Below are 14,857 nucleotides of genomic sequence, written 5' to 3'. Positions count from 1 at the left end.
ACAACAGATTAACAATTGGTCGGTACGGCAGTTTATCAACAACCTCACACCCTGATGCTTAATCAGGGTTTAAATTGTGTTAATTTAGATTGTTTTCTTCCAGGGCCAGTTTGGCTGCCGGGAAAGGCTCCAGCGCCCGGCTTAAGATTCCCTGAACGTAGGCGATCAGCATCCCGTAGTTGGTGATGTAAACCCCTTTTTGTCGGGCGGTGTGAACCCGGTATTGCATTTCCCGACGGTTGAGCATACAGCCGCCACAATGGACAATCACCGCATACTCGCCAATATCCTTGGGATAATGGGCCCCGGAGGCCCAATGGAAGTCAATATCACAGCCAGCAATCTGGCGGATCCAGCGGGGGATTTTAACCTTGCCGATATCATCGGCCTGGCGGTGATGGGTACAGCCCTCAACAATCAGCACCTTATCCCCGGGGGCCAGTTGTTCAATTCGTTTAATCCCCCGAACCATTTCGGCCAAATCGGTTTTTTGTCGGGCAAACAGGATCGAAAAAGAGGTCAGGGGAATATCGGCAGGGGTATCGGCCGAGACCTTCAGGAAGGCCTGGGAGTCGGTGATGACAATGGCTGGCGGCTTGTTCAGGCTTTCCAGGGTGTGTTTGAGCTCATGCTCCTTGGTGATCATCGCCACCGCATCCTTTTCGAGGATGTCCCGGATGGTTTGCTGCTGGGGCAGAATCAACCGACCCTTGGGGGCCGATTTGTCAATTGGGGTCACCAGTACCACCATATCTCCGGAATCGATCAGATCGCCAACCAGGGCCGGTTCTACATCTTCATAATTGGCATGGTCGATGATCATTTGCTTAACGGCTTTAATCCCGGTGCCATTATAAACACTGGTAAAGGATAAGGGGATTTTAAGGGATTTTTTCAAGGCTTCGATCTCTTCCGGTGCAGGACAGCCCTTGTCGGCCTTGTTGAGCACAAAAACGCTGGGGATTTTGCGCTTGATCAGTTGATCAATGAATTCTTCTTCAAAGTCAGTGATGCCGGTTTCAATATCTGCCACGACAATCGCAAAATGGCATTTCCGGAGGACCTCATAGGTTTTTTCAATCCGCAGCAGTCCCAGTTCGCCGGTATCATCCAGACCGGCGGTGTCAATAAAGACCACCGGGCCGATCGGCAACAGCTCCATGGTTTTATAAACCGGATCGGTGGTGGTTCCGGCCACGTCCGAAATAACCGCCACCGACTGGTCCGTCAGTGCATTAATCAAAGAGGATTTACCGGCATTTCGTTTGCCAAAAAGGCCAATCGCCATCCGGCTGGACATCGGGGTTTCATTCATACTATTTAAATTCATAATTTTTTCCTTTCGATCAGAGATTTTGATCAGTGTTTTTTATCCATGCTGGGTGAGGTCAGCCGTTCTGGTTTTAATACTGCATCGAGCTCCGAAACGGTCATCCAATTTTTTTCGAGAATGATATCCCGGATGGGCTTTCCGGTTTCTTTTAAAATCAGGGCTGCTTCGGTGCCCTTGTCATAGCCGATGATGGCAGTCAGAGCGGTGAGCATGACGGTGCTGTTTTCCAGATGTTCCCGACAGGTCTGCTCGTTGGCGGTAATCCCGGCAATACAGCGCTTGCTAAACAGCGGCAGCGCATGACGGAGCAGATCCAGTTCCTCAAACAGGTTTTTGGCAATCACCGGTAAAAAAGCATTAAGCTCCAGCTGTCCGGACATGGCTGCCAGGGTGATGGCGGTGTCATTGGCAATAATCTGAAAGGCAACCTGATTGACCGCTTCAGGGATGACCGGATTGACCTTACCGGGCATAATTGAAGATCCGGCCTGAACTCCCGGCAGGGTGATTTCGCCAAGGCCGGTGTAGGGTCCGGAGGACAGCAGCCGTAGATCATTGGCAATTTTTGAAAGATTGACGGCGGCTGTTTTTAACAGTCCTGAAACTTCCACAAAGACATCGCAGTTCTGGGTCGGATCCATCATGTAATCGGTTCGGGACAGGCTGATGCCGGTCAGATCCCGAAGTTTTTCAATCATCGTAAAGATATAGGCCCGGGGGGCATTGAGGCCGGTACCCACGGCAGTACCACCGATATTCACCTGCCGGAGCCGTTCTTCAGCCTTGTAAAGCCGCCAGCGATCCCGGGAAATGGCCTGGGCCCAGGCGCCAAACTCCTGACCCAGGGTTACTGGTACGGCATCCTGAAGCTGGGTTCGCCCGGCTTTGATGATCCGGGAAAAGGCTTCTTCCTGTTCCTGAAGGGCCGACTGCAGGTTGGCAAAGGACTCGGTCACCGGTTTTAACAGCCGGATGGCAGCAATTCGCACCGCAGTCGGAAAGACATCATTGGTCGATTGGTGAAGATTGACGTGATCCAGCGGATGTATCAGGCGGTAATCCCCTTTTTGTCCACCCAGGCGTTCAATGGCCCGGTTGGCAATCACCTCGTTGACATTCATATTGGCCGAGGTACCGGCACCGCCCTGCAGACAATCCACCACAAACTGGTTACTTAGGGCTCCCGCCAGAATCTCGTCACAGGCGGCGATGATGGCTTCGCCTTTGTCAGGCGCCAGGGCGCCAATGCTTAGATTGGTCAGCGCTGCCGCTTTCTTGATGACCACCAGAGCGGCCACCAACTCTTTGTGAATCGGCTGGCCGGTCAGATGAAAATTCTCCCTAGCCCGCACCGTATGGATACCAAAATAGGCATCCGCCGGTACTTCACACGGTCCTAATAAATCATGTTCAATTCGCATGTTTTCCCTCTTTTCAAATACAAAAAAGCTCTCTTTCCGAAAAATAGGCGGAAAGAGAGCGCAATTGTATCAGGATGTTTAAAAAATAAAGCAAACACGTGCATTATCAATAAACTTGCCAATTTCGCACCTTTCCGGTCAGAAAAAATCTTTTCGGTCAGGATAATAGCAACACTATAACGTTTTCAGTTTAATAAGGCAATCTTAGCATTGTTTGACAGCTTTGTCAAAGTCGGGTTAGGGTATTATTTTGTAAAAAAGTCTGAATTGATATTTGTCGCGATCAAGTGGGATCAATATTGAGGAGTCAAATAATAAATTTGACTTAACATACTTTTTTCTTGACTAATTAAACCGGTTTAATTAACATAGAGTATGATTAGTTTATAATGATTATTTGATTAAAAAGAATAATTACTAGAAATCGGGAGGCAGCAATGAGTGAATTAGAAACAGCATACCCATGGGCATTGTTTAACCTGGAACAGGGTGTTTATGGTGTTTCCAGTCAATATATTAAATCCATTTTTAAAATTGAAAATTTAATAAAGATGCCGGGTATGCCCGACTACATGCGGGGTGCAGTGAACATGCGCGGGAAAATTGTGCCGATTATTGATACGCGAAAATTTTATGGGTTTCAGTCGGTTGCAGAGGAAATTAACGGATTGACAGAACTGTTAGGACAGCGAAAACAGGATCATATCAATTGGATTAGAGAATTGGAAGACTCAGTTGTGGAAAACCGGGAGTTCAAGCTAACAACCGATCCTCACGCCTGTGCCTTTGGAAGATGGTATGATCATTTTGAAACCAATGACCAAACGCTGGAATATCTTTTGCGAAAATTTGATGCGCCCCATAAGCGGATTCATAAAGTGGGCGTTGAAGTCAGGCAACTGGTGGATCTGGGCGAGCGAGAAAAGGCTTTTGATGTAATCAGAAAAGCAAAAAATAACGAGTTAATCCAAATGATCAAACTGTTTGATACATTGGTGAATGATTTTACAGAATCCAAACGGGAATTGGCGATCGTGTTGGAGGATCCAAAACAAAATCTGGAAATAGGTCTGACGGTGGATCGGGTCATTGCCATTGAACCGATTCTGGAAGATCGGGAAAATTCCCTTGATTCAGTAACCCATAAGTCCCATGAGAGCCTTGGTCTGGGAAAACGATCAAAAGATCAAACGCCGGTCTTTATTATTGATGAAAACTATTTTTTTAATTTATAGCAAAATTACTATTTCGGCAACAGTTCTTTGAGAGGATAACTGAAACGATGTGATTTTATAAAAAAAACGGGTAAATACTCCATAAACCAGAGAGGAGGATTTGTGGATGAACTATCAAATCGTTAAAGAATTTCCCCATCCGATGATGGAAAAAGGAAAGAGGCCGGTGATCTCCATTTATGTGGATACCCATATCAAGAAACCGGATCGTCTGGAAAATCCCATCCGTTTTAAAAATCTCGTTAAAGAAGCCCAAGCGTCTTTGAAAGAGAAAGAATTCAAAGGATTTAAGGATCTGTTTTCGCTGTTTAAAGAAATGGAAGAAGATGCTTTGTTCTGGGAAGGGGCCACCGAAAGTATGGCCATTCTGGGAGATGAAGACGAATGTATTGTCTATAAGCTGCCGGTGAATGTCAAAAGCCTGGCGATTGTGTCAGACAGTTTTTATATAAAACCCCTGCTGCGAAGTTTTCAGTCTAATGGCCATTATCATGTGCTGGGACTGAATCGGGATAATTTTGTTTTGTTTGAAGCCGACCGTTACGGTATTACCGAAATTCCGGTGGATGCCAGCGATGCCACCATGGAAGGGGTACTGGGAACGGAGAAAACCGCCCCCCATCTGTCTGTGGCCAGCATTGGCGGCGACCAGTCCATGTATCACGGTCATGGCGGGGCCAAGGATGAGCGCAAGGTGGATCAGGAAAAGTTCTTCCGGCATGTCGATACCTTTGTGCTGGAACAGTATTCCAAAAAACAAAAAATACCCCTGATTTTGGTTAGTCCCGATGAACACCAGGGTGAATTCAGAAAGCTGTCAAAAAATAATTTCCTGATTGATGAGGGCATCAAAATTGATGGCGATTCTTTGGACAAGAAAAGCCTGTATGTAAAGGTTCAGGATGTGATGCAGGAACGATTTAAAAAAGAATTGAAAGACCGGATGGCCGCTTTTTCTGAAGCCCACGCCAAGGATTTGGGGTCTGATGATGTGATACAGATTGGCCGGGCCATTGTCGAAGGCAAGGTCGCAAGCCTCTATCTGGAAGAAAACACGGTTCATCCCGGCCGCTTTGATCCCCAGCTGGGCACGGTTATGCAGGGTGAAATTGCCGATCCCCGTGTTGGCGATGTCTATGATGATATGGCTGAGGTGGTGCTGAGCCGGGGTGGTGAGGTGCTGATTCTGAGTAAAGATGAAATGCCCACCGAAAGGGAGCTGGCAGCAGTGTATCGGTACTGACTATCTGATTACAGCAACAAATTAATTGAGGATTAACTCCTAATATTTAAAGGGGTTAATCCTTATTATTTTTCCGGATTAAGTCGGATTTTGTAGTATAATAAAAGAAAATTTTATAGAAACAGATATTTTATCAAATGGTTGATGTGTAAAAATAAGCGAAAGTGAAAGGGAACACAATGAGTAACGAATATAAAGAAAAAATAGGTAAATTGGTTGACAACATTTCAGAAAGTTATCGAAAGGAGTGCTATATTGCCCCGCATGATTTAGGGTTTTTACCAAACCGTACGGTAATCATTGATACCACTAAAGCTTTGCGCCAGCTTGTTTTCCCCAGTTATTTCGGGAAAACCAATTTTCGTAGAGAAATTCAGGATTATCATATTGGCGAGCTGCTGGTCTGTATTATTGAGAGCTTAACCAAGCAGATTACCCTGGCCTTGAAGCATCAGGCCAGCCGCAAGGAAAATTTGGGCGAGGAGCATTATCATCAGGAAGCGTTGCGAATCTGCGATGAGTTTATGAGCAGAATTCCGCAGATTCGGGAGTTTTTAGCAACCGATGTTATTGCCGCCTTTGACGGTGATCCGGCGGCAAAGAGTAAGGACGAAATCATCTTCTGCTATCCCGGTGTTTTTGCCATCAGTATTCATCGTCTGGCACATGAGTTGTATAAACTTTCAGTGCCGTTGATCCCCCGGATTATGAGCGAATATGCCCATAACATTACCGGGATCGATATCCATCCTGGGGCGACCATCGGTAAATACTTTTTTATTGATCATGGGACCGGTGTGGTTATTGGTGAAACGGCGATTATCGGGGAACATGTCAAAATTTATCAGGGTGTTACTCTGGGGGCGCTATCTACCCGGGGTGGCCAAAAACTGCGGGGTATCCGGCGTCATCCCTGTCTGGAGGATGAAGTTACCGTTTATTCCGGGGCTTCAATTTTAGGTGGCGATACGGTTGTCGGCAAAGGATCGGTCATTGGTAGTAATGTATTTATTACAAAATCGGTGCCGGAAGGAACCAAAGTTAGTATCAAAACCCCAGAATTGCTTTTTTCTGGGCAGGCCACTAAAGAAGTTTCAGTGGAAGCCTTTGATTAAGTGAGATAACGCATATCAACAGTGGTACCATATAAAAAGCAGTATGGCAAAGTAATAAAAAATATTTATAAGCTGACTCCAACAGAAAAAGTTTCAGGATTATTTTTATCTTGAAACTTTTTCTGCGTTTAAAATATAGTGCAAGGGGGTATGTAAAAGGGGTATACTGAATGTTAACAGCGTATAAGATAGCAAGACAAAGAAAAAGGACGTAAAGGGATAAAGAACAGCTGGAATTGGGTAAATAATAAAAGCTTAGGGGGAACAATGAGCACAAAGATATTGATTGTGGATGATTCGACCACAGATCGGCTGATTATCAGTACCATGTTGGCGGATTATCAGACGTTGACAGCCTGTGATGGGTTGGAGGCGATGGAATCAATTGCCAAAAACCCGGACATTGATTTGGTCATTCTTGATTTAAACATGCCCAGAATGAACGGATTCGAAGTGCTGGAAGCACTACAGAAAAATCCGGAATATCGCAAACTCCGTACCATTATTCTGACTAATTATGATGAAATCGATAATGAGGTCAAAGGCCTGGAATTAGGAGCGGTGGATTATGTCAGAAAACCCCTTAATCTTCAGTCGTTGCTGATCCGGATTAACATCCATATCAAATTAAAGCGGATCCAGAAAATGATCGAACAGGATAATGAACGGCTGGATGCCATGGTGTTAAAGAAAACCAGAGAGGTGGCAGCCACCCGGGACATCACCATCCAGGCGTTGGTCGGGCTGTTGGAAGTCCGCAATGTTGAATCGTCAAAACATACCATCCGCACCCAATTAATTATGAAAATTCTTTGTGACCATTTAAGTGAAAAACCCAAATACCAGGATATCCTCAGTGAAAACTACGTAAAGGAGTTGGTGACCACCACCCCGCTTCACGATATCGGCAAGGTCGGCATTCCTGATAATATTTTATTAAAACCGGGAAGACTTACTGAGGATGAATTTACAATCATGAAAAAACATGTGGATTACGGGGTCAATGCCCTGCAAAATGAAATTTACTGCGATGAGGATGTCCCCAGCTTTATCAAAACTGCCATGGAAATTGTCGGGGCCCATCATGAAAAATATGATGGCAGTGGATATCCCCGGGGATTAGCGGGAGCAGAGATACCGCTGCCGGGACGTCTGATGGCGATTATCGACGTCTATGATGCGCTGACCAGCAAACGGGTTTATAAGCCAGCTTATGATTATGATTATAGCATCAATCTGATCCGAAGCGAAAGCGGGAAACATTTTGATCCGGAGATTGTGACGGGGTTTCTGGAAATCCAGGAAAAAGTAATAGAGATTTCCCGTAAATTCATTCAGGACACCGATGATTCTGAGGTCTGGTCATGAAGTGGTTGGCCAGGGTAATGGTGATACTGATCATTATTCTGGGCTGGCCCTCTTTTTGTTATGCCCGAGATGACACCATTAGCTGGACCCCTGAAGAACTGGCGTTTATGGAAGAGCACCCGGTAATCCGGCTGGGGATCGACCCCAAGTTTGTGCCCTTTGAGTTTTTTGATAAAGATGGCACCTATCAGGGTATTACCTCGGACTATCTGGAAATAATCAGTGAAAAAACCGGTTTGGAGATGGTGGTTACCCCCGGGTTGACCTGGACTGAAGCTTATGAAAAAGCCCTTCATGGCGAGGTCGATATGCTCCCGGCGGTTTCAAAAACACCGGCCCGGGAACAATATTTTTTATTTTCAGAACCCTACTATTATTTTAAGCGGGTCATTGTGGTGCGGGATTCCACCCAGGGAATCAGCAGCCTTGAAGATCTGTTCGGTCAAACCGTGGCGGTTCAAAAAAACAGTTCCCATCACAGCTATCTGGCAGACTATCCGCAGCTTAACCTGAGTTTGTACGACTCGGTCGAAGCCGCCTTAACGGCCGTTGCCGATGGTAGTGAAACGGCTTTTGTGGGAAATCTGGCGACCACCAATTATCTGATCAATTCAACGGGTCTGACTAATCTGAAGTATGTCGCCTTCGAAGCCGAAAAACAGCAGGGCCTATATTTTGCGGTACGCAACGATTGGCCGGTTTTGATTGGCATCATTGATAAAACCCTGGCGACCATCACCCCGGAAGAGCGGATTGCGATTAACAGCAAGTGGGTTGGGGCCGATGTGGAACCGGATTATGGTCCGGTTTATCAGGTAGTCATGATGGTCAGTGGGGTCATTATTCTGATCTGGCTGGTGTCGATTTATTGGATTTTACGGCTCCGTCGGGAAATTGACACGCGCAAGAAAATTCAGTGTGATCTGGAAATTGCCCGCCAGGAAGCCGAGGCCGCCAACACGATAAAATCCAGTTTTTTGGCCCGAATGTCCCATGAAATCCGGACGCCCCTAAATGCGATTACCGGGATGGCCTATTTGGTTAAAAAAACCCAGGTAACTCTGACCCAGAAGATGTATCTGGATCGGATCACTCAGTCGGCGAATACGATGCTGAGTATTATTAACGATATTCTTGATTTTTCTAAGATTGAAGCCGGAAAAATCGAGCTGGAGCGGGTTTCTTTTAATCTGGATCAGGTGATTCAGGATGTGATTAACATCGTATCCTATAAAATCGAAGAACAGCGGATCGGTTTTAAACTGACCAAGGATCCCAAAATTCCCAACTGTTATTTCGGTGATGCCAAACGGATTGAGCAGATTTTATTGAACCTGATTAATAATGCCACCAAATTTACCAACACCGGAGAAGTCTCCCTTGATATCCGTCTGGTGGCCAGGGAATCCAATTACTATCATCTGGCCTTTACCGTCCGGGATACCGGCATCGGGATGACCGACGAGCAGATAAAAAATCTGTTCGAACCCTTTGCTCAGGGCGATGCCAGCATTAACCGCCGTTTTGGGGGGACCGGGCTGGGGCTTTCGATTGTCAAAAGTCTGGTGGATATGATGAAGGGCGAGATTCAGGTTTACAGCACTGCAGGTGAAGGATCAACCTTTATTGTCGAATTGTCTCTGGAAAAAGACCAGCAGAGCGAACAGGAATATCAGCAGCAGGTTTCGTCACTTTATTTCAATGATATAAAGACCCTGGTACTGGAAAAAACCGGTTCAAATATGAATATTATTGACAGTTATCTTGGGGCCTTTGGAATGCATTGCGAGCTGACCACCTCGTCGGTCAGTGCCATCAGCATGCTGGAACTGGAAAATGGCAAATTTACGGAGCCCTTTGATCTGCTGATTCTGGATTACGATACACCAAGTGGTGGGGGCTTTAAATTTGTTGAAATGATCCAGGAAAACAAAAAAATCCTCAAAAAACCCAAAGTCATTATGCTGCTGCCGATGATGCGGGAAGACTTGTTTGACCAACTCGATACCCAGGGGGTTGACATTGGCATTGGCAAACCGATCATCCCCTCAGTTTTATACAATGGGATTCTGGAGATTTTTAGAACCAAAGCAATTGTCGCCAATCAGGAGTTTAAGCAGGAAACGATCAATAAAGATATTCTGGATAATTACTATGGAATCCTGGTGGTGGAAGACAACAAAACCAATCAGCTGATTGCCAAATCACTGTTGGAACCAGTCGGTTTCCGGGTTTGGCTGGGTAATGACGGACAGGAAGGGATCGAGCTCTTTAAGGCGCACCGCAGTGATATTGATTTAATCCTGATGGATTTGCACATGCCGGTGCTTAATGGTTATGAAGCGTCGGAGCAAATCAGAACGCTCTCGGCGGATATTCCAATTGTCGCCATGACCGCTGATGTGATTGAGGGGGTCAAGGAAAAGTGCGAATCATGCGGGATTCATCACTACATCAGCAAGCCCTTTGATCCCGAGCAATTTGTCGAAACCATCAGCAAAATTATCAGCGTCGAAACGGCGACTCCAAAAGAGTCCAAGCACCCGGACAGTGATCAGAACAAGGAAAGGGCAGATGGGGTTGCGGTTCTTGACCGGGCAGAGGGGCTCCGTTATATGGGGAACAATCAGGCGCTCTATCAGGAGGTACTGGCAGCCTATTTCACTGAAAATCAGGAAGTGGTTGAAAAACTGGCGCTCGCTATCAAAAACCGGCGCTATCAGGAAGCCGCCCAAATGGTTCATAAGGTTAAAAGCAGTTCTGGCAGTATCGGCGCCAGGAAACTTTTTGAAGTGGCCAAGGCCTTGCAAAAAGCTCTGGAAAGCTGTGATGAAAGGGAAATAGCCAGTCTTCATCCGCTATTTTCGCAGGCCATGAAACAATTGCTGACGACGATAAAAAGTGATTAAGAGCAATGCGGTTGGATAAGTTAACAGCGGGTACCATAAGGGATATAGATAAACAAATTCTTCCAATTCACACCGGGATTTTGTAGCAAAAACCAATAGTTGTGCTATAATAATCACAACGTAAGTATGATGAGGAGGGTAACAATGTTAAATATTGCTTCGCGGATTGATCAGCTGCCGATGACATCAATGTTGAAAAAGGTTCTTTTGTTAACCGGGATCGGCTGGATGTTTGATGCGATGGATCAGGGGATGGTTTCCGGTGTGATGGCAGCCATCGGTAAAGAATGGGCGTTAGATCCCAGTCAGCTGGGGTTGCTGGGCAGCATTGGAATGCTGGGGATGGCCTTGGGTGCCGGCTTGTCCGGGATGGCCGCTGATAAGTGGGGCCGCCGAACGGTGATTATGTGGACCCTGATTATTTATGGGGTCTCCAGTGCGCTGTCCGGTTTTGCCGTCAATTTTACGATGCTATTGGTACTGCGGTTTTGTACCGGTTTTGGACTGGGTGGGGAGTTGCCAGCGGCATCAACCCTGGTCAGTGAGTTTTCGCCGACCCGGATGCGGGGCCGCAATGTTATTATTCTGGAGAGCTTCTGGGCCTGGGGATGGCTGATTGCCGCCTTTGTGGCTTACTTGTTTATTCCCGTCTATGGCTGGCGGATGGCCTTTTTAGTGGGTGGTATTCCAGCCCTGTTTGCAGCTTTCTTTCGGATGGCCGTGCCGGAATCGCCCCGGTATCTGGAATCAGTGGGAAAAACCGCTGAAGCCGAAGCATTGCTGGTAACCATGGAAAAACAGGCCAATATTACCAGTCAGGTTGAGTCTACTGAAGTTGATAAACTTAGTCATATCAAGGCATCATTTTTAGATTTATGGTCCAAGCCCTATATAAAATCTACCATTGTATTATGGGTGATCTGGTTTGGGATCAATTTTGGTTACTATGGTTTTGTTTTGTGGACGCCGTCACTATTGGTGGCAAAAGGCTTCACCCTGACAAAAAGTTTTGAATTTACGCTGATCATGTGTCTGGCCCAGTTGCCGGGATATTTCAGTGCGGCGTATCTGATTGAGAAAGTTGGCCGAAAAAAAGTGCTGGCCATTTATTTTGCCGGAACGGCACTGGCGGCCTGGCTATTTGGCCATGCTGGCAGTGTGGAACAGATTCTGATCTATGGTTCAATGCTTTATTTTTTCAGTCTGGGTGCCTGGGGCTGTGTTTATGCCTATACGCCAGAAGTTTATCCGACCTTTTTCAGAGCGACCGGTTCTGGCTGGGCCGCATTTGGACGGATTGGCGCTTTTTCGGCTCCCTTTATTGTGCCGGTGATCTATAATTACTATGGCACCGAAATCGGCTATACCAATGTATTTATTACTCTGACGCTGGTGTTTGCAGCGGTGGCCATTGTGGTAGCGGTGTTTGGTAAGGAAACGATGGGGATCACCCTGGAAGAGATAAATCAGTAGGATACAGAAACGAAACAGCCTGTTGCCGATTAAAAGACAACAGGCTGTTTCGTTTCTTTAGAACGTTTATAAAATCAGACAACTTTAACGGCATCACTGGGATAAGGCATTTTCAATCGACTTGAGATAGGCTTTGCTGGACACCGTGGCACCGCTGATGGTGTCGACGGTGGTGTTCTGTTTTTCGATCACCGCATGGATAAGGGCGTCAGTCACCTCGGGCTTTTCCATGGTGACGGTTTTGACCACCGCAATGTTTGAAATCTGGTGATCAGCCACGCTGACGGCGACCTCATTGCTCCAGCGCCCGGCCTTATAAACACCGGTATAGGTGCCGTCTTCAATTCCCTTCAGATCGACGGGGTTAATCGCCAGATTTTCCCCAGCTTCCAGGCCGTTGGTGATGTAAAAAACGCCACCGGCGCCGACCAGTACCAATACTCCCAGAATACTGAGAATAATAATTATTGCTTTTTTCATCTGCTTTTCCTCCTGTTATTTTGATTCCTGGTCCATTTTTTCCAGGTTGGCCAGCAATTTTTCAATAACCGACCGGGTCATTGCCAGTTCTTCGTCAGATATACCATCAAATAATTTTTCGGTAAAGATTTCTGATTTCTGCTGACTTTCTGTGCCAAACGAATCAACCGCATCGGTTAGCTTAATCCGGGTGATCCGGGCGTCATGGGGATCTTTTTCCATCACAACAAAGCCTTTTTGTTCCAGTTTAAGCGCCACCTGTTTGACATTCTGATGGGAACTGCCCATGCTTTTTGCTACTTCCTTAAGGGTTGGGTCGTGATCAAAAATATTCTGCACCACAATGGTCAGCAGCCATTGCTTGGTTGTCAAGTTGTATTCTTTCAGTTCCCGTTCCAACAGGGTGTCCATCTGGTTGGCGACGACTTGGACACCGCCAAAGATGAATTTTTGATCGGGCATTGAATCCATATTGTCCAAAATATAACCTCCACTTATCAATTAAGGTAATACATTACCTTAATTGATAATACATTACCTTTTTTTATCTGTCAATACTTTTTAGAAAAATTAATCTGTTTCTGAAAAAAGTTAAGGGGTATCTGTATTTGAAAGGGTTTGCAGAAATTTAAGCGGCAGAAAATTTCAAATGTGTGTTATTATAGACAGGCATCAGAAAGAGGAGAAGGTTATGCCAAAAGTAGGAATGCGAATTTTTAAAACATTTATAGCGGTTTATCTCTGCTTCTTAATCTATTTATTAAGAGGCGAGCAAGGCTCCCCCTTCTATTCGGCGATTGCGGCGATTTTATGCATGCAGCCCTATGTTTCCAATAGCTTTAAGGTAGCCATGAATCGAACCCTGGGTACCTTTATCGGTGGGGCGATGGGGTTGGGATTGCTTATTTTTGAGCGGAGCTTCATCCCGGTGGATATGCCGATGCTGCAATATCTGGTGGTATCCTTGTGCGTTATCCCGCTCATTTATTTTACAGTCGCCATCAAAAAACCAACGGCATCTTATATTACCTGTGTGGTTTTTTTAAGCATTACAGTGACCCATGGGGCCGATGTGAATCCGCTGATCTTTACCATTGACCGGATCGTGGACACCCTTATCGGAATCTTTGTGTCATTGGGAGTCAATGCTTTTCACTTGCCCCGGCGCAGAAACAGAAAAACGCTCTTTGTCACCAATCTGGATGGTTCCTTGTTGAATTCCCAGGTTGAAATCAGCAGTTACTCCAGAATAAAACTAAACACCATGATCCGCCAGGGCGCTTTGATTACCATTGCCACGACCAGAAGTGCCGAAACCCTGCTGCCCCTGCTGGAAGGCGTAGAAATAAAGGTTCCCGTTATCATGATGAATGGGGCGGTTTGGTATGATCTGCAAAAACGAAGTTATTTAAGCTGCAAGAAAATGAATCCGGAAGTGGCCAAGCAACTGATTGATGTTTTTGAAAAACGGGAGCTGAATTGTTTTACCCACACCATCATCAATGATGTTCTCCATGTTTATTACACCAGGCTTATTAATCCGGTGGAGGAAAAAATCTATCATTCCAAAAAGCGACTCCCGGAACAGAGCTATGTGTGCGGCGAGGTGCCAAATGATCAAAGCGTTTTATCGATTATGGCAGTGGATCAGAAGGCGACGATCGTCCAGGTTAAAGCGGCCATCATGAAGCTGGAAATTGCGTCAGCGGTTAATGTTGAGTGCTATCCGGATGATCAACATCCGGGCTATTACTTTCTCGAAATAACCAGCCGGGAAGCCTCGGTGAAAAATGCCATCATGGATATGAAAGCCCGATATGCTACCGATAAAGTGATTGCGTTTGGCAATGACATCAGGAATGCAGCGATGCTGGAAGCCGCCGATTTTGCCTATGTGGTTGAAAATGCATCCATCGAACTAAAAGAAATGGGCTGGCCGCAGATAGGAGCGAATGACGATGATGCAGTGGTCAAGACCATCAGTCGCCATTTTTATGCCAAACCGGGGAGCTTTAAATAATGATAACCGTTTGCAGGTGACAAGGGGTTTGACACCACATCTTGTATATGATAAAATTAAAACAACCAAATATGAAGATAACGGTGCTGTGCCAACCGGTGCAGCATGGGGGAAGCCGGTGCAAATCCGGCACGGTCCCGCCGCTGTAAGGGGGAGATTTTTTTAAAAAGATCAAGCCTAAGTCAGATTACCCACCGTTATTTGTCACACCAGACTCTACGCGTGATAGAGGGTGTTTGAGCCAAGCAATCTTAGACCTC

The 14,857-nt window shown here is 46.0% G+C and carries 11 protein-coding genes and 1 riboswitch; of the genes, 7 read left to right on the top strand and 4 right to left on the bottom strand.

Annotated features, from left to right (window positions below):
• Positions 1-79: 79 nt before the first annotated feature.
• Positions 80-1,330 carry a [FeFe] hydrogenase H-cluster maturation GTPase HydF gene (gene hydF / locus CHL1_RS16585; RefSeq protein WP_207648647.1) on the bottom strand — a complete coding sequence of 417 codons (1,251 nt, stop codon included), beginning with the start codon at positions 1,328-1,330 and terminating at the stop codon, positions 80-82.
• Between the two features lie 29 nt (positions 1,331-1,359).
• The gene (locus CHL1_RS16580) at positions 1,360-2,754 is read right to left on the bottom strand and encodes an aspartate ammonia-lyase (protein WP_250934087.1); all 1,395 of its coding nucleotides are present in this window, start codon (positions 2,752-2,754) and stop codon (positions 1,360-1,362) included.
• A gap of 437 nt (positions 2,755-3,191) precedes the next feature.
• On the opposite strand from CHL1_RS16580, the gene CHL1_RS16575 reads away from it, so the two are divergent.
• The 6 genes from CHL1_RS16575 (at position 3,192) to CHL1_RS16550 (ending at position 12,097) form a co-directional block, all read left to right on the top strand.
• Positions 3,192-3,989, top strand: a complete 798-nt coding sequence (locus CHL1_RS16575; RefSeq protein WP_250934086.1) for a chemotaxis protein CheW — start codon at positions 3,192-3,194, stop codon at positions 3,987-3,989.
• Between the two features lie 106 nt (positions 3,990-4,095).
• A complete protein-coding gene (locus CHL1_RS16570) occupies positions 4,096-5,232 on the top strand; it encodes a baeRF3 domain-containing protein (RefSeq protein WP_250934085.1) in 1,137 nt (378 codons plus the stop codon).
• 179 nt (positions 5,233-5,411) lie between these two features.
• The gene (gene epsC / locus CHL1_RS16565) at positions 5,412-6,347 is read left to right on the top strand and encodes a serine O-acetyltransferase EpsC (protein ID WP_228878448.1); all 936 of its coding nucleotides are present in this window, start codon (positions 5,412-5,414) and stop codon (positions 6,345-6,347) included.
• Between the two features lie 267 nt (positions 6,348-6,614).
• Positions 6,615-7,715, top strand: a complete 1,101-nt coding sequence (locus CHL1_RS16560) for an HD-GYP domain-containing protein (RefSeq protein ID WP_250934084.1) — start codon at positions 6,615-6,617, stop codon at positions 7,713-7,715.
• A complete protein-coding gene (locus CHL1_RS16555) occupies positions 7,712-10,624 on the top strand; it encodes a response regulator (protein WP_250934083.1) in 2,913 nt (970 codons plus the stop codon). Before CHL1_RS16560 ends, CHL1_RS16555 begins: the two co-directional genes overlap by 4 nt.
• 144 nt (positions 10,625-10,768) lie before the next feature.
• Positions 10,769-12,097 carry an MFS transporter gene (locus CHL1_RS16550; RefSeq protein WP_250934082.1) on the top strand — a complete coding sequence of 443 codons (1,329 nt, stop codon included), beginning with the start codon at positions 10,769-10,771 and terminating at the stop codon, positions 12,095-12,097.
• A 93-nt stretch (positions 12,098-12,190) separates the two neighbouring features.
• Here the strand turns inward: CHL1_RS16550 and CHL1_RS16545 are convergent, their stop codons facing one another.
• Positions 12,191-12,577 (bottom strand): FMN-binding protein, encoded by a 387-nt coding sequence (locus CHL1_RS16545; RefSeq protein ID WP_250934081.1) that lies wholly within the window; start codon positions 12,575-12,577, stop codon positions 12,191-12,193.
• A 15-nt stretch (positions 12,578-12,592) separates the two neighbouring features.
• On the bottom strand, positions 12,593-13,057 hold the full coding sequence (locus CHL1_RS16540; RefSeq protein WP_420840480.1) for a MarR family winged helix-turn-helix transcriptional regulator: 465 nt from the start codon (positions 13,055-13,057) through the stop codon (positions 12,593-12,595).
• A 211-nt stretch (positions 13,058-13,268) separates the two neighbouring features.
• Here CHL1_RS16540 and CHL1_RS16535 point away from each other — a divergent pair, with 211 nt between their 5' ends.
• Complete coding sequence (locus CHL1_RS16535) at positions 13,269-14,597, top strand: HAD hydrolase family protein (protein ID WP_070370882.1); 1,329 nt, start codon at positions 13,269-13,271, stop codon at positions 14,595-14,597.
• 64 nt (positions 14,598-14,661) lie between these two features.
• A riboswitch (cobalamin riboswitch) is annotated at positions 14,662-14,810 on the top strand.
• Positions 14,811-14,857 lie beyond the last annotated feature (47 nt).

The sequence above is a fragment of the Acetobacterium wieringae genome, assembly GCF_023700225.1.
GTDB lineage: Bacteria > Bacillota > Clostridia > Eubacteriales > Eubacteriaceae > Acetobacterium > Acetobacterium wieringae.
The sequence above is the reverse complement of the archived record's forward strand: the minus strand, read 5'-3'. Positions and strand labels throughout refer to the sequence as shown.